This is a genomic window from Methanosphaerula subterraneus (assembly GCF_052055875.1).
In the GTDB taxonomy this organism is placed as follows: domain Archaea; phylum Halobacteriota; class Methanomicrobia; order Methanomicrobiales; family Methanospirillaceae; genus Methanosphaerula; species Methanosphaerula subterraneus.
Genome location: NZ_CP170508.1, coordinates 1,089,623 through 1,114,262, shown reverse-complemented (window position 1 = coordinate 1,114,262; position 24,640 = coordinate 1,089,623). Strand labels below are relative to the sequence as shown.

The 24,640-nt window shown below is 48.5% G+C and carries 19 protein-coding genes; 10 read left to right on the top strand and 9 right to left on the bottom strand.

The window, feature by feature from the left end; genetic code table 11:
• The first annotated feature begins 2 nt into the window (after positions 1-2).
• The 5 genes from ACFKSJ_RS05255 (at position 3) to ACFKSJ_RS05235 (ending at position 5,571) form a co-directional block, all read left to right on the top strand.
• The gene (locus ACFKSJ_RS05255) at positions 3-752 is read left to right on the top strand and encodes a 3-oxoacyl-ACP reductase family protein (protein WP_440951206.1); all 750 of its coding nucleotides are present in this window, start codon (positions 3-5) and stop codon (positions 750-752) included.
• Between the two features lie 695 nt (positions 753-1,447).
• Positions 1,448-2,389, top strand: a complete 942-nt coding sequence (locus tag ACFKSJ_RS05250) for a diacylglycerol/lipid kinase family protein (protein ID WP_440951205.1) — start codon at positions 1,448-1,450, stop codon at positions 2,387-2,389.
• Positions 2,376-2,516 carry a hypothetical protein gene (locus ACFKSJ_RS05245; protein WP_440951204.1) on the top strand — a complete coding sequence of 47 codons (141 nt, stop codon included), beginning with the start codon at positions 2,376-2,378 and terminating at the stop codon, positions 2,514-2,516. The genes ACFKSJ_RS05250 and ACFKSJ_RS05245 overlap by 14 nt, the downstream gene beginning before the upstream one ends.
• Positions 2,516-3,301 carry a DUF1828 domain-containing protein gene (locus ACFKSJ_RS05240; RefSeq protein ID WP_440951203.1) on the top strand — a complete coding sequence of 262 codons (786 nt, stop codon included), beginning with the start codon at positions 2,516-2,518 and terminating at the stop codon, positions 3,299-3,301. Before ACFKSJ_RS05245 ends, ACFKSJ_RS05240 begins: the two co-directional genes overlap by 1 nt.
• Before the next feature lie 602 nt (positions 3,302-3,903).
• The gene (locus ACFKSJ_RS05235) at positions 3,904-5,571 is read left to right on the top strand and encodes a NosD domain-containing protein (RefSeq protein ID WP_440951202.1); all 1,668 of its coding nucleotides are present in this window, start codon (positions 3,904-3,906) and stop codon (positions 5,569-5,571) included.
• Between the two features lie 608 nt (positions 5,572-6,179).
• On the opposite strand, the gene ACFKSJ_RS05230 is transcribed toward ACFKSJ_RS05235, so the two are convergent.
• The gene (locus ACFKSJ_RS05230; RefSeq protein WP_440951201.1) at positions 6,180-6,431 is read right to left on the bottom strand and encodes a hypothetical protein; all 252 of its coding nucleotides are present in this window, start codon (positions 6,429-6,431) and stop codon (positions 6,180-6,182) included.
• A gap of 807 nt (positions 6,432-7,238) precedes the next feature.
• Here ACFKSJ_RS05230 and ACFKSJ_RS05225 point away from each other — a divergent pair.
• Complete coding sequence (locus tag ACFKSJ_RS05225; protein ID WP_440951200.1) at positions 7,239-8,711, top strand: ATP-binding protein; 1,473 nt, start codon at positions 7,239-7,241, stop codon at positions 8,709-8,711.
• 1,079 nt (positions 8,712-9,790) lie between these two features.
• On the opposite strand, the gene ACFKSJ_RS05220 is transcribed toward ACFKSJ_RS05225, so the two are convergent.
• Both ACFKSJ_RS05220 and ACFKSJ_RS05215 read right to left on the bottom strand, forming a co-directional pair.
• Entirely contained in the window at positions 9,791-11,185 is a 1,395-nt protein-coding gene (locus ACFKSJ_RS05220; protein ID WP_440951199.1) for a tetratricopeptide repeat protein, read from the bottom strand.
• Positions 11,182-11,739 (bottom strand): DUF4062 domain-containing protein, encoded by a 558-nt coding sequence (locus ACFKSJ_RS05215; RefSeq protein WP_440951198.1) that lies wholly within the window; start codon positions 11,737-11,739, stop codon positions 11,182-11,184. Before ACFKSJ_RS05215 ends, ACFKSJ_RS05220 begins: the two co-directional genes overlap by 4 nt.
• A gap of 691 nt (positions 11,740-12,430) precedes the next feature.
• Here ACFKSJ_RS05215 and ACFKSJ_RS05210 point away from each other — a divergent pair.
• Positions 12,431-12,655, top strand: a complete 225-nt coding sequence (locus ACFKSJ_RS05210) for a hypothetical protein (RefSeq protein ID WP_440951197.1) — start codon at positions 12,431-12,433, stop codon at positions 12,653-12,655.
• A 902-nt stretch (positions 12,656-13,557) separates the two neighbouring features.
• On the opposite strand, the gene ACFKSJ_RS05205 is transcribed toward ACFKSJ_RS05210, so the two are convergent.
• Positions 13,558-17,124, bottom strand: a complete 3,567-nt coding sequence (locus ACFKSJ_RS05205) for an NACHT domain-containing protein (protein ID WP_440951196.1) — start codon at positions 17,122-17,124, stop codon at positions 13,558-13,560.
• Between the two features lie 140 nt (positions 17,125-17,264).
• A complete protein-coding gene (locus ACFKSJ_RS05200) occupies positions 17,265-17,735 on the bottom strand; it encodes a hypothetical protein (RefSeq protein ID WP_440951195.1) in 471 nt (156 codons plus the stop codon).
• Between the two features lie 510 nt (positions 17,736-18,245).
• On the opposite strand from ACFKSJ_RS05200, the gene ACFKSJ_RS05195 reads away from it, so the two are divergent.
• Positions 18,246-19,352, top strand: a complete 1,107-nt coding sequence (locus ACFKSJ_RS05195) for a hypothetical protein (RefSeq protein WP_440951194.1) — start codon at positions 18,246-18,248, stop codon at positions 19,350-19,352.
• Between the two features lie 16 nt (positions 19,353-19,368).
• Here the strand turns inward: ACFKSJ_RS05195 and ACFKSJ_RS05190 are convergent, their stop codons facing one another.
• Together ACFKSJ_RS05190 and ACFKSJ_RS05185 are read right to left on the bottom strand one after the other, a co-directional pair.
• A complete protein-coding gene (locus ACFKSJ_RS05190; RefSeq protein WP_440951193.1) occupies positions 19,369-19,557 on the bottom strand; it encodes a hypothetical protein in 189 nt (62 codons plus the stop codon).
• A gap of 241 nt (positions 19,558-19,798) precedes the next feature.
• Positions 19,799-20,227: a hypothetical protein gene (locus tag ACFKSJ_RS05185; RefSeq protein WP_440951192.1), complete on the bottom strand. Its 429-nt coding sequence runs from the start codon at positions 20,225-20,227 to the stop codon at positions 19,799-19,801.
• Between the two features lie 452 nt (positions 20,228-20,679).
• Here ACFKSJ_RS05185 and ACFKSJ_RS05180 point away from each other — a divergent pair, with 452 nt between their 5' ends.
• The gene (locus ACFKSJ_RS05180) at positions 20,680-21,582 is read left to right on the top strand and encodes a DUF4349 domain-containing protein (RefSeq protein WP_440951191.1); all 903 of its coding nucleotides are present in this window, start codon (positions 20,680-20,682) and stop codon (positions 21,580-21,582) included.
• A gap of 9 nt (positions 21,583-21,591) precedes the next feature.
• Here ACFKSJ_RS05180 and ACFKSJ_RS05175 read toward each other — a convergent pair whose 3' ends face one another.
• Positions 21,592-22,815: an NAD(P)/FAD-dependent oxidoreductase gene (locus tag ACFKSJ_RS05175; RefSeq protein WP_440951190.1), complete on the bottom strand. Its 1,224-nt coding sequence runs from the start codon at positions 22,813-22,815 to the stop codon at positions 21,592-21,594.
• Positions 22,816-22,932: 117 nt separating this feature from the next.
• Positions 22,933-23,217, bottom strand: a complete 285-nt coding sequence (locus ACFKSJ_RS05170) for a hypothetical protein (protein ID WP_440951189.1) — start codon at positions 23,215-23,217, stop codon at positions 22,933-22,935.
• A 154-nt stretch (positions 23,218-23,371) separates the two neighbouring features.
• Between ACFKSJ_RS05170 and ACFKSJ_RS05165 the strand changes: the two genes are divergently transcribed.
• Complete coding sequence (locus ACFKSJ_RS05165; RefSeq protein ID WP_440951188.1) at positions 23,372-24,622, top strand: nucleotide sugar dehydrogenase; 1,251 nt, start codon at positions 23,372-23,374, stop codon at positions 24,620-24,622.
• Positions 24,623-24,640: the final 18 nt, after the last annotated feature.

Genomic DNA, 24,640 nt, shown 5'->3' with positions numbered 1-24,640 from the left:
GGATGAATATTATGCTAAAAGATAAAGTGATGCTGATTACGGGTGCTAGTAGGGGTATAGGTAAAGCTACTGCGATATTAGCTGCGGAAAACCATGCAATAGTAATTATAAATTATTATCAAAGTGAAAAAGAAGCTGAGGAATTAGTTGAAAGTATCGAAAATAGAGGTTTAAGAGCAATGATGATTAAGGCGAACATATCCAATGGGAGTGAACTTAAAGATATGTTCCGGATCATAAAAGAAAAATATGAGCGACTCGACATTCTCGTAAATAACGCTGGCATAATGAAAAATAACTTGTTAATGATGACCATGCCTGAAGAATTGGAGGAATTATTCCGAATCAATTGTATGGGTACATTCCTATGTATGCAATACGCGACAAAGATGATGATAAAACAGAAATCAGGAAAAATAATAAACATGTCCTCCCTTGTTGGCGTAAATGGAACTAAGGGATATGTGGCATATTCTGCAAGTAAATCATTTATTATCGGCCTGACCAAATCAGCCGCGAAAGAATTGGGATATTATGGTATTTGTGTTAACGCGATTGCTCCTGGATTTATTGATACGGATCTGACAAAAAAAGTAAAAGAGGACGTAAAACAAGATATCCTCCGAAATATTTCTCTGGGTAGAATCGGAAAACCTGATGATGTCGCTAAATCAATATTGTTTTTAAGTTCTAACCTCGGAGATTATGTTAGTGGCCAAATATTGGGTGTTGACGGCAGTGAAATTATGTAATAAGAAAATGGCCTGTATCAGAAATAAGATGACTATTTTTCTATCGTTCTGTTCTTGATGGTTCACCGCTGCCGGACATGTGACCACCGTATATCAGCAGGTGGTCGCAGCATCTTTGCAGTTTTGCTGCTGACTATTGGAGGTGATTGCCGGTAGGGTTTCAGAATCGGGTGGTGGATACTAGTATTTATTTTAGTCCGCAGTTTTTTCTGGAGCACACACGCACTCCACCCCTGTGAGGGTGTGGGATGCGTGCTCTCTGTTTCTGGTGCGTTTAACGAGCCTTCTCTCTGTACGCATAATGATTTATCATCCGTTTCTGTAGACGGGGTAGGATTATAGTTTTTCATGGTCGCAGTTGAAACTGCGTTTAGGCTGCTGAAGCTGCTGACAAGTGTTTGATCGCAGATCGTGATCCAGTTCCCTGCCTCCGGGCTCGCCCAGCCTGACCACCTGACCGCTGGATCGTGCATCGGCGGATGGCGGCCATGCCGGCGAATCGAGCGAGGGGCCGGCCGGGTTGTGGGAGGAAGGAGTGATAGTGTGTGATCCCGGGTTCTGCAGGCGACTACATGAACACCTGGAGGATTGCACACGGGCGATCAGATACGCTATATTTTTTGGAGAAGAGGCCTATGGATACTATCATGGCTCTCTTCTCCTGATGAAGAAGGCCTGTGGTCCGGGAAGATGATATGAAAAGTAAACAGGAGCTCGCCGGCATCATACAACAGAAGAGGGAGGCGGTGTTGATCGTCAACACCCGGTCAAGGAAGGGTGAGAAACTCTTCCAGAGAGCCCAGGACCTCCTGCAATCCGGAGGCATCGATGTTGTTGCATCCTATCCGATCAGAAAGCCCGAACAGCTCAAAGAGATTCTCCGTCAGGTGATCGAAGAGGGCCACACCCTCATCATCGTGGGAGGTGGTGATGGAACCTTCAATACGGTCATCGACCTCTTTGTTCACCGGGATCTGGTCCTCGGGCTCCTGCCCCTGGGGACCGCAAATAACTTTGCCAGGTCCATGGGCATCCCGATGAACCTGGAAGGGGCGGTCGACGCCATCGTGCAGGGAAAGATGGTGGAGGCGGATATCGCGATGATCAACGATCAGTACTTCATCAACGTGGCATCGGTCGGATTCTCACGGGAGACCATAACGGCCACTCCGGACTTCATGAAACGGTACCTCGGGATTGTAACCTACTTTCTGTATGAAATAAAATATCTGATCTCACAGCGCCTCTTCAGGTGCACCATCAACATGGAGACAGAGACGAAGGTGATCTATACCAGGCAGGTGTTGATCATGGCGAACGGCAGTTTTTATGGAACCCGTAAATTTTGCCCGGATGACCATGTCGACAACGGAACCCTGAGCATCTATCTGATGGACTCCCTGAGCAGATGGCAGGGGCTGAAGTTCTGGTTCGGCTTCTATTTTGGACGTCACCTGACCTATCCGGAATCCCGGTTATACACAACAGAATCAACCATTATCGAGACCGAACCGCCCAGATACGCAATTATCGGAGATGAAAAGACCATCAGGACACCGATCCGGGTGACCATCGATCCCGCAGCAGTGAAGATCATGGCCCCGGACTCGTTCCATGACTATGATGAAAGCACGTGAAGATACCTATGCTGAGGAGACGAATCGGTATGCGGATTATCACGGTGCGATCGAATGTATGCTGGAAGACTGCGGGTTTGTGAACTCGACGAAAGATCGTAGCCTTTCACAATGGGGGATGAACTGATGTCAGTCCAGACAATCACACAGAATTTCCGGCAGAAAGTGTGCGACCAGGTTCGGGTGGAAGCCGAAGGTGTCGACCGGTACCGGGTGTTCACTCCGTTCCTCTTTGAAGATGGGGATCATCTCGTCATCGTTCTGAAACTGGAGGAGGGGCGATGGGTGCTTTCTGATGAGGGACATACCTTCATGCATCTCACCTACGATCTGGACGAGAAATATCTGCGAAGCGGGAGCCGGCAGAAGATTATTTCAAATGCCCTCGCTGCATTCTCTGTCGAGGATCGCAATGGAGAACTGATCCTCTCAATAAACAACGATCAGTACGGCGATGCCCTCTACAGTTACGTTCAGGCTCTGCTCAAAATTTTTGATATCTCCTATCTGTCACGGGAGCGTGTCCGATCGACATTCATGGATAATGTACACGATTTTGTTCAGGAACATATTCAAAAAGGGCATGTCCATGTTGACTGGCATGATCCTACCCATGATCCTGACAGTAGATATACTGCGGATTTCATGATCGAAAGTGAATCCGGGCCGATTCTTGTTTTTGCGTTATCGAATGACGGCCGGGTGAATAATGCAACGATCAATCTGCTCATGTTTGAGAAATGGGGGCTGAAATTCCGGTCTATTGGTATCTTTGAGGACCAGGAAGAGATCAGTCGGAGGGTGCTTGCGAAGTTCACGGATGTCTGCGAGAAGCAGTTCTCTAATCTGTATGGGAACAAGGACCGGTTCCTGAACTATGTACAGGTGTCCGGCGGAATGGTGACGGCATAATTGTTCTGATACCCCTTCTCCTCACCAATTTTTACGCCAGCGCCAGCCCGCCATGCTTCTTCCCCGTGGCTCTCCCCCTGCCACGGCCGGCCTCTCCTTTCACCGCATGGCACGACCGGATCCGCGTTGGCGGACGGCAGCCATGCCGGCGAGTTGTGCGATGGGCCGGCCGGGTTGTTGGAGGTAGGGGTGGCGGTCTTTGTGAAGAGAGACCGGGGGGGTTCGGGAGATCCCCCAGAAACCGATGGGGACGCGGAGATGGCCACAAAACAGGAAGGCGAGGGAGATGGGGTATTGCATTGATGTTACCATTCAACCGAAAGATATCTGGTACGCCAAAAAAGGCAGGAATTTGGGTAGTGACCCAATAAACAACTGGTAATGAAAGTAGTCTCAATATGTGGACTTTTTTGCAATGGCAGGGGCAATTACTCAACGAATTTCATTCAGATTTTCTGAACTGAATTGTCAGTTACATCCTGGGGCACTACCGTTTTATCGATATGATAAAAGGATGGGATCATTTTTGGGTATTCTCAATTTCAAAAATTTGATGATTATTATGGGAAAAATTTATTTGGACTCGATACATTACCGGGTTCATGCTGTTGAAAAATTTATTTCTTTTACTATTTATCGGATGTTGCCTTGTTTCAGTATCCTCCGCCGGTTCGGCAACCCCCATCACCAATCCTGTATGGATCACGCAACCTGGGACGTACGAACTCCAGAATGATCTTACTGATATTGGAACAACCGCGATCGAGGTCCGCTGTTCGGATGTTATTTTGGATGGAAGAGGGTTTACCATCACCGGAGACGAGTTTGCACAGGGAAACGTCGCTGGAATACGCGTCAGAAGTACAACGGGGGGGAAACTGAATAATATTACGGTAAAAAACTGTCAAGTAAGTAAATATCTCGATGGTATTCTATTCGAGAATGTCGATAACTCGGAAATACACAACAATGTTGTCATCAATAACGGTAAAATTTCACCTGAAATTACTAGCCGGAACGGAGGAACCGGTATTTCCATAAATTTATCTGATAACAATAATATTTTTAATAACCATATCACTGGTGTCAGAGGAGTAGGACCGAATATAGGTGTATATATATTTGGTGTGCAAAACCGGATTAATGAAAATACTCTCGACGTTCAGGAAGACGGTGGTTATTCAGTATATGGGCTTGGGGGAATTTTTACAAGTATTGATCTTACTGATTTTGATACATATCCTACATACCCAAATACAATAATTAATAATACCCTTACTGGATATACGAATGGAATTTGTATATATGGATCAGGATCAATTGTTAAAAATAATACATTGAAGGATAATAGAGGATATTATGGTACCTCAGAGACCTTTTACGATGGATGTGCGATATATTCTCAATTTTCAAACCAGATCATAGGGAATATTATTTTAAACGGTCCTGTTAAAGGGATTCAATTCATCAATTCAGACTATCGAATGGAGATAAGGGACAACACAATCTCCGGGACTTCCGGATCATCAGCCATCAGTTTTCCTGTTGGAGTGGGGAATATTGAGAATAATTCTATATTGAACAATAAGGGGATAGGGATCAAGGTGGGAGAACCCTATATTATACAACCTCAAAATAATGTCAATATCATCAATAATCGGATTGAAAATAATTCCGGTGGGGGGATTAATATTGAGGAGGTATATGTCACTGCAGTACGTAACCGTATAATAAATAATGGCGCCTATGGTATCTGTTTTAAAAATAGCAACGGAAATAAAATATATAATAACATTTTTGGCAACCAAAATAATGTGAAATTCCAGGGCGATTTCATCGGAAATACGTGGAACGTGGCGAAAACCGCTGGACCGAATATCCTCGGAGGAGGATTTATTGGTGGTAATTACTGGGCATCCCCATCAGGAAATGGTTGGTCTGAAACACACCTCGACAGCGATGGAGATGGAATCTGCGACCAGCCTTATGCAGTCTATCTCGGTGATATCGATCAGCTTCCGCTTGCTAAGGCGACACAGGTTCCTGAGGTCGTGCTCGTGCCGGGTGGCTCCGGTGTACCGGGTGATCTGAACGGCGATGGGAGATATAATGACGTAAATGGCAATGGCCAGCTCGACTTCGCTGACGTCGTGCTCTACTTCAACCAGATGGACTGGATCGCAGATAACGAGCCGGTCGCCAGCTTCGACTTCAACGGGAACAGCCAGATCGACTTCGCGGACATCGTTACACTCTTCAACACCCTATAGAGATTAACAAAATTCAGGGGATACCGGAGATCTATCAATACCTTCGAGTGATTCCTCCAAAAATTCCTGAATTACTTGGCAGTCTCGGAAAAAAACACCACTAAAGGATTCGAACCAAGGATGTCATGGAAAGGATCAACAAGGAACTGAAACGGAGAACCTGAGTTGTGAGGGAGGGGGTGGCGGTCTTCGCCACCGTGTACCTGAGGATTTGGGGCCGGCGGTTTAGGGGACGCGAGCCAGGTGTTTTTTTGTGTAATCGGATGGTGACCCCTGCATCTCAGCAGTATCAGCAGGTGGTCGCAGCATCTTTGCAGTTTTTGCTGCTGACTATCGGGGGGTAATGCCGGCCTGGTTTCTAAATCCGGAGGTTTATACAAGTATTTTATTTTAGTCAGCAGTTTTTCCCGGAGCACACACCCGCACACGCACTCTACTCCTGTGGGGGTGCGGGGTGCGTGCACTTCATTTCTGCTGCGTATAAGGATCCTTCTCTCTGTACGCATAATGATACATCATCCGTTTCCGCAGATGAGGCAGGATTATCAGTTTTCATGGTCGCAGTTGAAACTGCGTATAGGCTGCGTATATGCTGCTGATGCTGCTGACTATTTTAGACCGCGGATCGTGAGCCGGTTCCCTGTCCCCCCCAGTCGGACCACCTGGCCGCCGGTTCGCCAGTACCGATACGCCCGGGTGTCACCTGCGTACGAAACAACACGCCGCCGGCTTGCACCCTCGCCGGCCTCGTCCCTGGTGCCGATTGATTTCTCCAGCGTGCTGACAGCCCGGCATCGGTCGAGAAGCACGGGTCGGCTGTCGCCCTCCGTCGCGGGAACGGCCGGCCTGCAGCGCCTCATTTTTCACCGCATGGCAACGACCGGATCCTTGCGGTGGCGGACGGGTGGCCATGCCGGCGAGTCGTGCGAGGGGCCGGCCGGGTTGTTGAGAGGAAGGGGGTGGCGGTCTTTTTGGATAGGTACCGAGGGGTTTGAGGCCGGCTATTTATCCTACGTCTTCTCTGGATTATCCGTCTCGGTTTCGCCTGTAATCCTGGTTAGGCAGAGTTCACGCGGCGATGGTGGTTAAGTATGGTTAATTGGAATTAGGTTGTGATGCCGGCCTCGGACACAACGATTGTTGAGCGTCTGATGTCTACCCTGTCATAGATCCCCGCAATAATTCCGAGATGGTCCGGTGATCACCTAGCAGTGATAATCAACGCAGATACAGCAGTCATTATGGAAATTTTATGATGTGAAATAAAACGATCTTTCTGTCATGCTATTGTAAGAGTGGGATAGAATTTATTGCGGAAAGACTGATATCATGTTCAAGGGAAGATAATCATAATTTTTACTGATAATGGGCATTATTGCGAGAGATGAACGATGGTAACCAGCGACAGAAAGTGATCTAGGCAGAACCCACCATCAAGACAAAAAGACTCAACCGGTGATCAAGAAGATGTACAAATCCTGTGTTGCGAAACCCGATCCTATTCATGATCCAGTATTTCTATAAGTCCAAGCCGCTGAGGACACTTGATGAGATTTGAGTGAATATTCAGAATCTGGAGAAAGAGACTGAAGGATTATCGAACAAGATCGTCCTGTAGAATCATTACAATCACAATTATGACTATGAAAACAACCCCTGCCAAGAGAATGACAACAATTGGAATATTTGTCAGTAGTGTGCAAAAGGAATTGAATGAGGAGAGGATAGCAGTCCGTGATTATATTAATACGAATCCGCTTCTCAGGCTTTACTTTGATACATTTCTCTTTGAAGATCTCCCAGCACGTGATTGTAAACCGGACGAATTATATTTGAATGAAGTCGATGGATGCTCGATATATCTGGGGATTTTTGGTAATGAATATGGCTCGGAGAACAACCAGGGTGTTTCTCCCACTGAACTTGAATTTGAACGGGCAACAGAGAAAAGTAAATACCGGTTAATTTTTGTTAAGGGGAAGGATGATGTCGAGCGTCATCCGAAGATGCAGAATCTCATCGACCGGGCAACACCTCATGTTGTGCGAAAACGTTTCATCAATACAGATGAATTGAAAGAAGAATTGTTTAATGCTTTAGTTCAATTTCTGTGTGATAGCAAAATAATTCCCAGTACACCATTCGATGAATCCGCCTGCCCCGGATCGACATTAAAGGATCTATCCTATGAAATAATTGAGTGGTTCGTTGCCGTTGCAAGAAAAGAACGGCATTTCCCTCTCCAGGTAGATGCTCCTCCAGAATTGGTTCTGCGACATCTCGAGCTGCTCGATGGGACACAACCGACCAATGCAGCGGTTCTCCTCTTTGGGTCAGATCCCCAAAAATTTCTGCCAACTGCGGAAGTTAATTGCCTTCATCTTCATGGTTCGGTTATCGCAAAGCCAATTCCTTCGCATCAGGTTTTCACTGGAACTGTTTTCGAACAGGTTGACAAAGCAACCGATTTCGTTCTTTCAAAACTTAATCGTTATGTCCCGGCCCGTGATGAAACCCCGGCCAGTGAAACCAATTACGAGATTCCCAAAGAAGTAATCAATGAAGCCATTGTCAACGCCATTGCTCACCGGGATTATACATCTTCGGCGAGCATTCAGATCTATGTTTTTTCTGATCGTATCGAGATCAGAAATCCAGGCGAGCTTCCTCCGGACCTTACCTTTGAAAACCTGAAAATAACTCATAACTCCCGGCCCCGTAATCTCCGGATTGCGAATGCGTTATTTCTCTCGCACTATATCGAAAAAATCGGATACGGAACTCTCCAGATGATTGCTGGATGTAAGGGCGCTGGGCTACCGGCGCCGGATTTTTCTCAAAGTGGTAGCGATTTTGTTGTTACACTCTGGCGCGACTGGCTGACTGATGAAGTTATGACAAAGCTGGAGATCACTACCCGACAAAGAATTGCTATTCAATTAGCGAAAGATTCAGGACGTGTGAACAGTACTGATTATTCGAACCGTGCGGAGATTTCACGACAGACTGCAGTGCGTGACTTGAAGGATCTCATTGGTAAAGGTATCCTTGAAAAGAAAGGAGTAACCGGAAAGGGTACTCATTACTCATTGTGCAAAGGACTGAGAAAGGCACCATACGATTCAGAATCCGGAGAATAAGGATAGTACATTCTCACGCAGTATGCCGGTACCCTGTTCAATCAAACGACTCATAATGGTAACATCAGATTCAGGACTCTATCTGGAATATCCTGGTTTAACTGGGTTGGATCAGGGTCTAAAGAGATCCGCGCCGGTATTTAGGGTCAACAAATTCCTCATCTAATTGACTCATATGGTGCATATCATTCAGGACCGCACCTGAATTCTCACCGGACGATAAGGCTGGAAGGGGTATGGGGGTCAGGATAAATGAGACATAAACCGGCCCCCCCCCATGGGGGGTATGCACTATCCCTCTCAAACTATAACTGGAGCGTTGTGCCCGTATCCGGAACACCACGAGTGTGGGGTCGAGTTCTTGAATCCGCTGTGGTGCCGGCACCGGCTCTTTCTTTTTCTTTACCGTGGCTTTCGTTCCCCCAACACGGCCGGCCGGCAGCGCCGCTTCGTTCACCGCATGGCAACGACCGGATCCTTGCGTGGGGGATGGTGGCCATGCCGGCGAGTTGTGCGAGGGGCCGGCCGGCTTTCAGTTGATCCGTCGTATCCTACCATCGAAGGTCATGTCCATTGACTGATGAAGCGTCCGATATGGGTTGTCAGAGTAGCTATCAACGAGACAAAAGCAACGCCAGGAAAATACAAAAAAATATGTTGATTCTGACCAGACGAATCTTGGCCCTGCCATCGTCCTCGCTTCGGCAGTCAAACACGTGGACTAACTCGTGTACACGAGCATTGGTGACGACCTCACTGGTTCGTTCACAGGTAGCGAGCAGGTTGGCGAACTCTGTGATGATGTGACCAGACTCTTGTTCAACCTGGCGTTTTCTTTTTATAACACCACGGTCAGCATATATCAGGACAAAGGAGAGGAAGCGGAAATGAAGTACATTGTACCCCATGTCCGAGGATCGTTCGGATAATCCCTGAAACCGCCCTTTCTTCTTGGCTTTTCCCGGGCCAATCCACCTTCCCGCTCACCCCTCCAAAGGGGCGGTTTGTGAATGTCCAGAACCCGCTCATTCTGATCCCGGCCAGCACTCGGACCGGAAAAATTCAAGTGAATATAGACTTTATTCCTTGGTTTCCATTTGTAACAATTGATAAAGCAGTTCCTCGGCATGAGAAGGCGCGTCTAGATTCAATTTTTTAAAGATTTTCAGTGATTCAATGAGATTCGCTTTCGCTTTATCAGTGTCTTGCATTTGCATTAACACGAGAGCCTCATTTAGGAGTGCATATCCAAGAGACGGTGTTTCGCCCATCTCGCGGAGAAGGGAGACAGAATCGTGAAGCATTACGAACGCCTGCGTGATTTGGCCTAAACTTGCATAGGTCATACCTATATTGGCTAAAGATGAAGATATACCTCTCATGTCTCCAATCACTTGACAGATTTTCAAACTTTTCTGATATTTATTAAGAGCCCCTTCTAGATCTCCAGTGGCTTGAGAAATATTTGCGAGATTATTCAACGATACCGCATAACCGTGAAGATCCCCGAGCATTTCATCAATCTGGAGGCTCTCACTATACAAATTAAATGCTTGGTCAAAATCACCCGTTGATTGCGCAATCCTGCCAAGTTGATTCAAAGAATCCGCTTCACCTTTTCGATCGCCGAGTTGTTGGAAAATCATTAGTGACTGTTTGAGATATTCTTGAGCTTCCTTATAACGGCGTTGATCTTGAGCGATGATCCCTAATTGATGATAAGTCGAAGCTTCAGCATTCGGATCGTTATGTTTTCGGGCTAAATTAAGTGACATTTTGAAATATTCGCGAGCTTCCTCATACTGGCCTTGATCTTGAGCGATGATCCCTAATTGATGATAAATCGAAGCTTCAGCACTCGGATCGTCAAGTTTCCGGGCTAAATTAAGTGACATTTTGAAATATTCGCGAGCTTCCTCATACCGGCCTTGGTCTTGAGCGATGATCCCTAATTGATGGTGAGTCGAAGCTTCAGCACGCGGATCATCAAGTTTTCGGGCTAAATTAAGTGACATCTGGAAATATTTGCGAGCTTCCTCATACCGGCCTTGGTCTTGAGCGATGATCCCTAATTGATGGTAAATCGAACCTTCAGCACGCAGATCGTTAAATTTTCGGGCTAAATTAAGTGACATCTGGAAATATTTGCGAGCTTCCTCATACCGACCTTGGTCTTGAGCGATGATCCCTAATTGATGATAAGTCGAAACCTCAGCTGCTTCCTTTCCAATTTTTTCCTTTAGACATAGTGATTTTTCAAGAAGCATTTGCGCCTCTTCAATTCGCCCTTGATTGTGAGCGGCTACACCCATTAAATGAAGAGCATCTGCCTCAGTATTTAGATCATTTGCATTGCGAGATTCATTATGGATCGCTTGCAGAGATTGGTAAGCGACAGTGGATTCTCCGGCATTAAGAAGTTCCACAACTTTCTTGAGTTTAGTCCTCACAGAACTCTTTTGGTCTGTAGTCATATGAGATGCTCCGGAACACGATAGAGTTTCATTACCCGTTTTTGGTGCGCGACCTTGTCACGAAGAGCACTTGATTCCACCTCTATCGTGAGCGATTCTCTGACTTTTCGCGTTATCCAAGTTATCAGATCGTTATATATTTGATCTTGAAGAGCAACACAATCAATGAACTTCTCATGTCGAAAATAGCCTTTAGAGAAATCTTGAACCTCCTGAAGGAAACATATCTGCTCGGGCTCTAAAATCTCTGTATCTTTGACATAGATGAGGACCTTTCCAGGATCTGCAGTTTTAGCCTCTCGATATTCTAGTTGAGTAACCGAGATGCCTAAGTGAGGTACTGTGAATCCATATTTAGGACCAAAAATACCAATATAGATGTCACAGGAGTTTGCCATATATCTGCACGCCTCGTCTGGAGAGATCCCAGGGGAATCATAAGTTTCGGCACGAAGGCAATCGTGTCCCAGTTTTGTTACTATCGCTTCAGCACTGTTGCGTTCGTCTTGAAGATCCTTTTGAGTAGAACTAAGGAATACCTTCAATCGTTCCATTAACAAATCACCATTGCATATTTGCTTATCAAGATAGAATTAGCCGCAAGGGCTGGAAAAATGTAACCGTTTTCCTAAGAGACCTTCCAGATGTATCCGCATGTAGCTTGGTACGAAGTGCAAGTATACATTATATGGGATTAGTCGTCTTGATGCGAACTACAATCTACTGAATAATCAAGGTTTGTCTATCTAATTAAATTACCTATTTTTTTTAATATCTCATTTTCCATAGTAGGGCATTTTTTTGGAGAATTGTTTAATCCTTTAGGTTATTTTAACCTCATAGAAAAATATTGTTGGCCCGATTGGATTAATAATTAGAGGTCGTCCCAAAACTCTTGTTAAGGCCAAATATCACTGATTTCTGGTCATTTCGCCGATTTAACGGAGGGTTTGGTTTGTTTTGGGATGACCTCTTAGACAAAAAAATACTTACTACGGAATGTCAGTTAATATTCAATAATAGATCAAAAACCCATAGCCGCATCTCCACGAAAATGACCCGGTTAGACCCTGGACTTCAATAGGAGCGGGCCGGATCTGTCTGGAGATTTCCTGAAAGGGCCTTATGTGGAAATTTTTGGTTTTATCGTGTCCCGGATTCTGTCTTTCGATAGCACATTCGATCCCCCTTCGAGAGAAAAGCGGCACGAGGGAAGAACGGTTTTTCCCCTATACGTCTCTGCATGTGACGCCGGCGCCGGCTCGTTCTTTTTCTTCCCCGTGGCTCTCGTTCCCCTGCCACGGCGGGCCGGCAGCGCCTCTTCGTTCATCGCATGGCAACGATCGGCTCCTTGCGGTGGAGGACGGTGGCCATGCCGGCGAGTTGGGCGAGGGGCCGGCCGGGTTGTCGAGAGGAGGTGGTGGCGTGCACCTGATGAAGCCGGCGGATCGGTTAGATGTCGAGTACTGACGTTCACGTTCAACCGCGAGATCTCTTCCTCCTTGTCATGGGGCGGGCCGGTCTGGTTATCACCGGATGACGGCGCCGGCCCCGGTCCAGGTGCTGATGATTTTCATCATTTTCATCAGACTTTCATCACTTTTTCATCACTTGATGAAAATAAGCCGGAGCAAGATTCGGCGGCCAATGGCGGAGATACTGTTAGATCTTCTTGCGTACCTAATGAGTATACTGTACTTTCATCAGATCTGAAGAACACACAGACCCCACCGATCGTGAGTGCAGATTCGTGTGTGTGTCTCCGTTATTCGGCATTTGATGAAAGAGAAATTTTAAAATCTATGGACGGCTTTGAATCGTAAAACAAGGAGCCTACCGGCCCTTGTTCTCTTTCATCACGTGATGAAAATGTGGTGAAAACATGGTGAAAATGACGGGCGGCTGTTGAAAATATTCAGGAGCCGGCTGCAGCTCTGGCAGTATCTCTCCTCCCGGAGGTGGCGCCGGCTCACGATTCTTCTCCACCGTGGCTCTCGTTCCCCCGACACGGCCGGCCGGCAACGCCTCTTTTTTCACCGCATGGCAACATTCGGACCGTGCGTTGGCGGACGGTGGCCATGCCGGCGAGTCGTGCGAGGGGCCGGCCGGGTTGTCGAGAGGGGGTGGCGGTCTTTGTGAGCGGGGACCGGGGGGAGGGGGCCGGCTTTCCGTTTTTGTCTTCTTTTCTGAATATCCATATCGGTTTCAGCTATAATTCAGGGTAGGCAGATTTTCACGCGGTTATTGTGGATTTGTATGGTTAACTGGAATTAGGAATTAGAAAATGAAGATCATTTTTCCTAACTATAATCTGGACTGAATTGAATTTACTGCTGAAAGATAGAATTGGTGTAGTGAATTAAAATTTAAAATTATGTTAGCAAATCTTCTTCACGAACTGTGATGAATTTTCCCGATTTAGATTTTATTGTTTCGAGACTGATAAAACATATATTTAATATATATTCGTTATCTTTGTATTCGGTGGAAATCTCTTTGATAATTTTCACTGACCTATCAGATCCAATTTGTCCAAGACCTTCAATGATCCTATGAAAATCCATATTTTCAAAGGGTGAATATTTTTTGATATAATTAATATACCATTCTTCATCACGGTTTGAAGCAATCGAGTTTAATGATCTGAAAATTTCTTCAATTATAAATATTTTTTTCTTTTCTGCATATTCCTCAGCTTTTTCTTTTAAAAATGAACTTGCATCATTAGTTCCAATCTGTTGAAGTGCTTGTAAGCATAGTTCGCGGTAATAAAAATTATCATCGGGATCGTCAATCGAGATCCATGATCGCTGAATTAAATTAAACGCATATGTATTTTCAAAATGTGGAGCAATTTTAATTAAGTCCGCAAGACCGTAATTTGAAAATTTAAATCTATTATCATCGTAAAATGATTCAATAATTTGTTTTGCTGTTTTGAAATCTCCGAGTACACAATATGTAAATGACAAATCGATTAACAATCTTTCATCTGAAATTCGATCTTTTATGTCGGTTACGAATGGAATAAGTTCACGATGGTTGAATTTTCTGATTTTCTCTAATAAGGTCTCGACTGAATCAAGGTAAAAGGTCTTTGGGAATTGCCCATTCTCAATTAATTCTCCTAATAAACCTCTTTCTCCAATAACTTCAACAAGAGATTTTTGAACTAATTCATTTTCATCATCAATATGAGCAAACAATATTTCTTTGATTTGATGTCTTGGAAATCTATCAAGGCCTAACACAGCATTCCTTCTGATTATAGGATTAACATCAAGAATTAGTTGATTAAAAACTTTAATTGGAACAATTCCCTTTGTTTTACTAAGTGCATCAGAACAGCATTCTCGAAGGAATTTGTGTTTTGTCGTATCAGATGCAATTGATATTAAAATATTAATTACTTTTTCAGAAGTATATCCAGCTAAAATTTCATTGAAAAATCCAAAATAGAATTCCTCTTTCGATATTGATGGGATTATGTCAATTAATTCGTTAACAAAATTATCATCATTTATCTCGATAATCAAACCTGAAATATTGTGTGTATCCCTGTATGGTACATTTTTCTTTAAATTCTTAAAATAAAAATTAAAAATTTCTCTTTTCAATTTTTCCGTCAATCGTCCCTCTCGGATGACTTCTAATAAGGCACTTTTACATGAACCTCTTGTAAACAAATCCGTTTGAGTTTCCCAAATTTCAATTATTTTTAAATGTTCTTCTTCGGAGAAATTTGAGAGGGCTATGGCAATACTTCCAGGAACTGTAACGCCGGTAATAATATGTTGGGATCTTTCATCCCAATTTAATAGATCATAGACTTTTTCTTTTGCTTTTTGGGTTTTAGTCCTTGCAATATTCTCTAATGCAAATTGGCGAACATCTACATATCTATTCTCATCCACGATTTTATAAAGAACATCCGAAGGGAACTTTTGTTCTATCTTTGATAACAAAAATATGCCACGCTGCCGTCGATTAATTATGGGGGAACTACATAATTTAACTAGATAGGATCTGTTTTTTTCAATAAAAATGGGGTCAACATAATTTGATTCGATAATGCATAATGCAGCTAAATAAATATTATTCTCATAGATCATTTGGATAAAATCGGTTGAATCGGAAAGAAAACCAGATGCTCCTAGTAAAATTTTATTCCAAGATAGTTTTTCTGAAAATTCTTTCAGAATTTCCTGATTAAATTGGTATTGCCTAGCAAGTTCGATTGATGCAAAATATTCGAGAAATGCTCTATGACTAAAAGAGATTTCATTATTGCTTTCATTGATTAAACCAGTACTTCTCAAATTATTTACAATATCTTTATTGAGATATGTCGAATTGATCTCTCCCTTTTTTCTATAATCCTCAAGAATCGGGCGAATGATTCTGCGAAATTCATCCGAGGTAAAGTATACCTTTTCTTCTCTTTTTGCACATTCAAAAGCTAATACCCTTAATAGATGTTCTTTAATTTCCCAAGGTATATCGAGAGAGAATCTTTCTCTTTTTGATTCTTCCCATTTTTTTATATTTTCAACAATTTTTTTTATGATTTGAGGTCTTGAGTGTGGAAGTTCATGATGTTCTCTAAAAATTATTATTATTAATGTCAATAACAGTGTATTTTGTGATTCTATGACTAAATTCTTCCATTTAATTTGATTATATAGTTCGAGCCACTGGTTTTTTAAGTAAATTTGTAGGAACTGTTCAATCGTAGAACTGTCAAGAGGAGCGATCCACAATAATTTCGATGGTTTATACCTTGGGATTCTTAATTTTCTGGAGGTAATTATTATTCGATGAGGATGAGAAGAAAGAAATCTCTCAAATTCGACATTGAAATCATCAAGATATTTTTCCGGAATTTCATCATATGCATCTAATAAGAAGAAAAATTGGTTCTTCTTGAGAAGTTCATGATATTTAATTTCTGATATATCCAATCCATTATCAGCGAGAGAATGAATTATGAGACTCTCCAATGAATTGTTTAATCCGAATTGCCGTAATTGAATATAAATTGGAACTTCCATGTTTTGACAATATAAACATTCGTTACTTTTTATCCATGCAAGATACTTTAGTAATGTTGTTTTTCCAATTCCTGAATCGCCGATTAAAATAACCAATTGGGATTTTAATTTATTATCAATATCAGATAGGATGAATGTCTCGTTTTCACATGATGGAAATAATGATGATTGAGATGTCGGATATGTCTCAAATTTTAACAATTTTTCCGGGGGGAACCTCTCCATTTCATATTTGGTGTAAGATAGAAATCCAAAGGGGTTATGCAAAATTGAAAATTTTTTTGAAATATTTGAAAGATACACTTTAAAATCGGAAATTTTTAGGTGTTTAATAATTAATTCTGCTTCCTTCTTTTCTTCAAAAGAAATACTCAGTGAACGATCATAATCAATTGATTGAATGATCTCAATTGGATTTTTTTCCAATATACACTCTCTTGAAAGAATGCTTTTAACAATATCGAATTTTAAATCCAATTCTTCAATCGTTCTTGCGATGAATATTTGATTATTTGCGTCATATATCTGGAACTCTTTTCCATTTGTTAATACGATGAAATTGACTTTAACACCGCTTGCGTATGATACGGCTTGCGGAATATGATCATCTAATTTTTCAGTTACTGCTTTGCTTTCAACAACAAATTTTGGTTTTCCTTCATCACCAATACAAACGATAAAATCGGGTTTTTGGCGTTGAGGAAATTCCTTTGAATTTATCTTTCTACGGCCGATTGGAATATCAAACGCCGGAAAAAACCTTTCGGGTTTAATTTCCTCTAAAGAAAAGCCTAAAAACGTATTTAATAGGGGGATTACAAAATTTTGATTTACATCAGCTTCGTTTTGATGGGTCATTGAGCCAAATGTATCGAATATTTTCCCCATTTTTTCCCTTTATTGTATGAACAAAAATGACCTTTAGGTTTTTAAATGATTTTGTCGATGAAGCCCGTATCCCTTTGTACTTGTGACATATCCAAGATAAAGCATCAACAATTCGATCAAATATACGTCTGGGGCCCACATCAAATATAGAGCGCTGTGAACAGCAGCAGCGTCGGAATGATCAGATACAGAGCTCCCGGAATGAAATGCGCCCAGAAATCCGGGCGGAGCTCGAAGGCCGGCTCCTTCAACTCCTCCTCCGGGAAGAACATCTCGGGAGATCGGTGCAGAAACGATTCGTAGATCCGGAAATACCCGAAGGTGAAGAACGAACTGATGCTGATCAGAATGATCCGGAACACCCCGGTGATCGTCGCATCGAACGGGACCTCGAACAACCCGAGGAGCGTGAACAGGATCGCGAACTGCGTGACCGGCAGGATCATCAGGACGATCCATGCCAGGACCAGCCGATTGATGTTGTGAATTTTTCCGTGTATCGCCTGGTACGTGTCCCATGGTTTGTACGTCTGGTGCGAGCGTTCGACGATCATAAAAAAATAGATCGCAAAGAAGAAGCCGAATATCTGCTGGGCATCGTTGAGCGTCATGGGCGGCGTCTATCCGGGCCGGTCGGCCCCCGGCAACCGTTCGGTTGGGTATGGTGCATCGGTGTACGTTCCTCATTCCCTGGGGGGAGTCATCGCGCCGTTCGCGCAGGCACCGGACGTATCAAGCAGGTTCCCCCAGATGGTGACCCTTATGCGAGCGTCAGGAGATAAGGATTTTGTAACGTATGTCGGGGGAGATGGTGCAGTATCAGGGAACAGTGCATACCCAGTTTACCTCCGTCTGTTTTCATGCATCCGCAGGATGGTGCAGACCGGGACGAACGCATGGCGTGGCTTACGCTCCAGCTGGTATGGAGGGGAGTGTCGGGTCGAACTGGGGGGAACCTGAAACTGATATCTTTGAACGAGATCGCTTTCCGGACGGATCTTCGGGTTCGCCCGGGGGTGTTTGCGTGAATGTACTGATTTCGAGACCGTACGCGTGAAAGGAAAATTGAAATAACTATATATGTCTGGCCGACAATCCCCCGATCGGGATTGGTGAACTGGATGACAGCAGATAAAACTTCGGAGACCCGGGTTGGTGTCGCAGAAGACGGCGCTGGAAACACGTACATTCTCGATGCGAACACCTCACGCATCGAGAAATATACCGCTTCAGGAGAACTGATCGGCCGATATGGCTTCGGGAACCCTGTGGAGGTGCAGCGGGCCAACCGATCGGTGGGCCTGTCGGTCGACGGCGCAGGAAATGTGTTCATGCTCGATGCCGAGAGGTCCTGGATCCATAAGTATTCTCCATCAGGCCGGCTCATCGGAGCGTGGGGCTTCGGGGCCCCGGAGGCCGGCACCGCAGGAAGCAGCCGGACGGGTGCAGGTGCACCGGTATCGGAACCGAAGGAAGCAGCACCCGCTCCAGCAGTCGCTCCTCGGGTCGGGACTGAAATGACCCCGGATGCCGGCCCGCTCGAAAGCATGAAGCAGACGGTGGCCGCAGCCCCTGCCGTCGATATGGTAAAGTCCACCGTATCGGGTGTAGCCTCGGCACCGGGGACCGTTTTCGGCAAGGGAACTGAAGCTGTCAAGTCTGCCACGTCCAGTGCGGCCTCAGCACCGGAGACCGTTTTCGGCAAGGGAGCTGAAGCTGTCAAGTCTGCCGCGTCTGGAGCTGCCTCAGCACCGGAGACCGTTTTCGGCAAGGGAGCTGAAGCTGTCAAGTCCGCCACGTCGGGTGTTGCCTCGGCCTCGGAGACCGTTTTCGGCAAAGGGGCTGAAGCCGTCACGTCTGCCACGTCCAGTGCGGCCTCAGCACCGGAGACCGTTTTCGGCAAGGGAACTGAAGCTGTCAAGTCTGCCGCGTCTGGAGCTGCCGCAGCACCGGGGACCGTTTTCGACAAGGGAACTGATGCCGTCAAGTCTGCCACGTCGGGTGTAGGCTCGGCCTCGGAGACCGTCGCCGGCAAGGGATCTGAAGCCGTCAAGTCCGCCGCGTCCACCGTGGCACCGGTCACCGATACGGTCGGCAAGGGGGTCGAAAAGATCAGGACCGGCGCATCGGATGTGGTCAGAGCACGGGGCGAAGGAGGGATAAAGAACCCCCTGAGATCCGAGGTGGCCGATAAGGCCAGGCATCACTGGTGGCAGTTCTGGAAGTAGGGTTTCCCATTGAGGTTCAATCCGGAACCCCCCTCTTTTTTACATTCCGCAGTATTTTTCCAGCCACCATCCCCTGTGGCCCGCCGGCTCGGACAGCCCCGGAATCAGATTCATGATCTCGTTCATCCAGTACCTGGATGATATCCTCCTGTCTGTTTCCCTTCGTCAGCGCTCTGTGTTCTCTGGCATCCAGAACTGATTCCATGCCGGCCGGGAGGGTACCCGGGCATAGAAGGAATGAATCCGGAGTATGGGTAACAATTCACTTCCTCGTCGACCTGAATATCACTTTCTGGAATGGAGAATTTTGAATTCCCGACGTTCTCACTTCTTTCCGACATTATTTAACAGTCGACAGCCACTACACCTCCTGTGACCGAACAGGAACTCATTGAAAATCACGAACTTCAGGGATCATTAAAAACGTGCAGGACCTGTTCCTCCGACTATTGTCCCGAGTGCGACCCCTCCTTCTTCGGTATCTGCAAGAGGTGCGGGTACAAAATCCTGGTGGTACTGGTATGTATCATGGTCGTCATCTCGTATGTGGCGTGGTCCTTTCTGTTCAGATAGTCTTCTGACACTCGCTTCTGGAGAGGCATGGGATTGTAATTGAATATGAATACAAATTTTTCCAGCAGAAACCCGATGCCAGCAGAGAGAGAAACAGTGCTCGCCAGTATCCTGGGTGTACGCCGGTTCGTAATCATCTCTTTCTGATAACACTCCACGCCGGCCACCCCCGTACGACCGCCCGGTCCGTTTCCTGAACCGCCTGGTCCAGGGAATGGACCGCCGATCAGAGGAGTGTACCCGCCGGCATCCCGGGAATATATATGGCACCGCCGGCAACTGGTGATCGTGGTAACCTGCATTGGAGGCACCCCCTCGAGGGACAGAACCACCGCACCTCCGGCAGTCTATTATCACAGCCCACACCCCCGGCCCGGCCAGCAGGATAACGAGAACGTGCCGAGCACTCCTCTCACAAAGAGCGGTCCTGTCGACCGACCGGGTATCTGGATAAGAGCAGGTTCCGACTGCAGTGTTCAGGAGCATAACACTGCCGGCCGGGACACCGGTGACGTCTCATACCAGCGTCACCCTCGAGGCCTGGCTTCCAGCACATATGGGCGCCGGCCATCGTACTGAACCATACCACAGAACATTTCATTCCCATTCCACACCTTTTCTGATTCGGACAGGTCAGGACCCGTCCGTCTCCTTTCCTCCACGCTCTTGTGGTGAACGCACCGTCCATCTGGCCCTTTAGGATCGGGTTTCGATGATAAATCACTATAAATATTCCCCGCTGTCATCATTCACCATGGACAGACGGATGGTGTGGGTGCCGGCGCTGGTGATCCTGGTGATCGCCCTGGCGGCGGCAGGGTGCATGACGTACCCGACCAGCAGCCAGGGATCCAGCGGACCCAGTGTGCCGGTGACGGATGTATATACCAGCGACCAGAAAGCGGTGGCCCCGGTGTCGACTGCGGCTTCGGCCCCCAACGCCGGTACCGCGGAGACCGGGGTCGTCGTCGACCAGAAGATCGTCTACACCGCCCAGCTGACCCTGGAGGTGAAGGACGTCCCGACGGCCGTCGACGCCCTGAAGACCATCGCGACCGGGAGGGAGGGGTACCTCGCCTCGTCCAGCGTCACCACGCAGGGGGAGACCCGGACGGCGAAGGTCGTCCTCCGGGTGCCGGCCGCTGAGTTTGAGGAAGCCCTCGCCGAGGTGAAGGGGATCGGGAGCGTCCAGTCCGTCGCCACGAGCGGCGAGGATGTGACCGCCGAGTACGTCGACCTCAACGCCCAGAAGACCTCCTACCAGAACCAGCTGACGCAGTACAACGAGCTGCTGAAGAAGAGCGTGAAGGTGGAGGACATCATCGCGGTGCAGGAGCAGATCGACCGGGTGCAGACCAGCCTGGACCGGCTGGAGGGAAGACTCCGGGTCCTGAACAGCCGGATCGACCTCTCGACCATCACCGTGACCCTCAAGGAGCCGGCCCCGATCGGCGGGGAATCCGGCCGCAGTATTGTCGACACGATCAACGCGGGGATCGCCGGGTTCTTCGGGATGATCGAGCTGCTGATCATCGCCTTCCTGACCCTCCTCCCCCTGATCATCCTCGGGGGCGCAGCCTACGGGATCTACCGGTGGCGCCGGTCGAAGAAGCCCGAGCCGGTCGTTGCCCCGGCCCAGGAACTGCAGGAGAAGTGAGGGGGGGCGTCACCGGGTGCCGGCCGCGATCTGCCGGGCGGCCAGCGTCCCGGTGGAGAACGCGGCCTGGAGGTTGTAGCCGCCGGTGTCCCCGTCGATGTCGAGCACCTCGCCGGCGAAGTACAGGTGCGGGACGAGCCGGGACTCCATCGTCTTCGCGTTCACCTCCTTGAGGTCCACCCCGCCCCTCGTCACCATCGCCACCTCGAACCCTTCGAGACGCTTCACGACGAACGGGCACTCGGTGAGCAGGGCGACGAGTCCGTTCCGCCCCTGTTTTGAGAGATGCGCCGCCGTCATATCTGCCGGGATGCCGGCCATCTCGACCAGCCTTCGGACCAGCCGTTCGGGGAGCGGGTACTCGGCGAGCACCGTTTTGACCAGCCGGTTTCCGTTCGCCGCGATCCGCCCCTCGAGGTCGCGGGCGACCCCGTCCCGGTCCATGCCGGGCAGGAACGAGACCTTCAGCAGATCGCCGGGGAGGATCTGCCGGGAGTGGTCGAGGATCCCGGGTCCGGAGAGGCCGTGATGGGTCAGCAGCAGGTCGCCGGTATGCTGCCGGAGTCGTTTGTTCTCCCTGAACTGGGAGATCGTGACACCGGCGAAGGAGATGCCGGCGAGATCTGCGAACGGGTAGCCGTCGACCAGCACCGCCGCCAGGGCCGGGGCCACCGGGGCGATCGTGTGGCCGAGGCTCTCGGCCATCTGGTAGCCGTCCCCGGTGGAGCCGGTGGCCGGGTAGGAGGCTCCACCGGTGGCGATGACCAGAAAGTCCGCATGGCAGGTGCCGGCCCCGGTCCGGACCAGGAAGCCGTCCTGTTCCCGGCGAACCTCCTGCACCGGCTCGCTGCACCGGACCTCCACCCCCCGCTCCCTGCAGCAGTCCAGCAGGGCGGCCAGCACCTCGGTCGCCTTCCTCGACGCAGGAAAGACCTTTCCCTGCGGTTCGGTGACCGTCCGGACCCCCCGGTCGGCGAAGAACGTGATCAGATCGAGGTTGGTGAAGTTCATCAGCGCCGGCCGGAGGAACTTGCCGTGGTCCCCGTAGTGCGACAGAAACTCGGTCACCGCCCCGTCGTGCGTCAGGTTGCACTGCCCGGTCCCGGTGATCAGCAGTTTTCTCCCGCATGCACCCTTCTTCTCAAGGACGATCACCCGCCGCCCTGCTCCTGCAGCCTGCAGTCCGCAGAAGAGCCCGGCCGGCCCTCCCCCAACGATCACAACGGTATCCATCCTGCACCTCCCGGGAATACTGGGTACCTGTGCGCCGTCACCCGACATAATGACGACTGCCTGCCCTCGGCGAACTGTTAAAAAAGCGTGGAGATGAAGCCGGCCGGAACCGCTCCCTCAGCGCTCGATCCCGGTCCTGGTGATCCGCGGCTCCGGCTTGATCGGCTCCGGCTGGTTGGAGTGGGGAGGGAACTCATCGGGCTCGGGCTTGGTGTGGGTGTCGTGCCGGGGAGGAAGCACCGACTTGTGCTGGGGTTGGTGCGGAGCCTGGGGCATATGGTGGTCGAACGGATGGTGCTGGTCATCTTCAATCTGCCTGATCTCGTCCGGGCTGGTATCAGCCTGGGGACTGGGGGTCTTTGGATAATCCGGCTGCCGGTCCGGTCGTGGTCTCGGTGACATAGCCTCTCATCTCCCTCCTCGATATTAATACAATCGTTCAGGGCCCTGCACCGGCCGGCCGCCGGCGTCGCCGGGTGTGATGAACGCCGGAACCAATGTGGCTCTATTATTAACGAATCTGACAATTATCTTTCATTATCACTGGAGTCCTGACATGGCATCACATAATGTTACAGATAAGACGGTCTGCGTCATCGGTCTCGGGTACGTAGGACTGCCGCTCGCAGAAGATTTCTCCCAGCATCTCCGGACGATCGGATTCCGCAGAGACCAGAAGAAGGTGGACGAGCTGAACGCGAAAGAGGGGAACAGGATCGAGGCGACGACCGACCCTGCCCGGATCAGGGAGGCGGACTTCGTGATCATCGCCGTCCCGACCCCGGTGAACAGAGCGAAGGACCCCGACCTCGAACCGGTCGAATCGTCGGCAGAGACGGTGGGAAAGAACCTGAAGAAGGGGGCCATCGTCGTGCTGGAGTCGACGGTCTATCCGGGCGTGACCGAGGGGATTATGGGCCCCATCCTGGAGCGGGAATCGGGTATGGTCTGCGGGAAGGACTTTGCGATCGGCTACTCCCCCGAGCGGATCAATCCCGGTGACGAAGAGCATGTCCTCTCCCGGATCAACAAGGTCGTCTCCGGAATGGATGCACCGACCCTCGAGGCCCTGACAGAGCTGTACGGTCTGATCACCAACGTCTACCCGGCCCCGAACATCCGGACCGCAGAGGCCTCGAAGGTGATCGAGAACGTCCAGCGGGACCTCAACATCGCGCTGATGAACGAACTCTCGATGATCTTCTCCAGGCTCGACATCGACACCGAAGAGGTGCTGAAGGCCGCCGGCACGAAGTGGAACTTCCACCACTACCGCCCCGGGATGGTCGGCGGTCACTGCATCCCGGTCGACCCCTATTACCTGGTCAAGCGGGCGAAGGAGGTCGGGTATCACGCCCAGGTTATCCTCGCAGGCCGGTCGATCAACGATTCTATGCCGAAGTACGTCGCCGATCTCGCCGTGAAGGGGTTGAACAAGGTCGGCAAGACGATCAACGGGTCGAAGGTCCTGATCATGGGCCTGACCTACAAGGAGGATGTGGCCGACATCAGGGAGTCCCCGGTCGAGAATATGGTCGATGAACTCAAGGAGTTCGATGTCCAGGTCTACGGCTACGACCCGCTCCTCTCCGATGCGGTGATCGAGCACTTCGGGGCCATCCCGCTCCCGAACCTCGACCAGACGATGGACGCGGTGATCATCGCCGTGGCGCACCAGCAGTTCAAACAGATGCCGGTGGACGCGATCCGGGGGCTGATGAACGACCACCCGGTGCTGATCGATGTCCGGGGGATGGTCGACCAGGAGGCCTGCAGAGACCAGGGGATGTACTATCGGAAGCTCTGAAGGCCGGCGACCCACGCC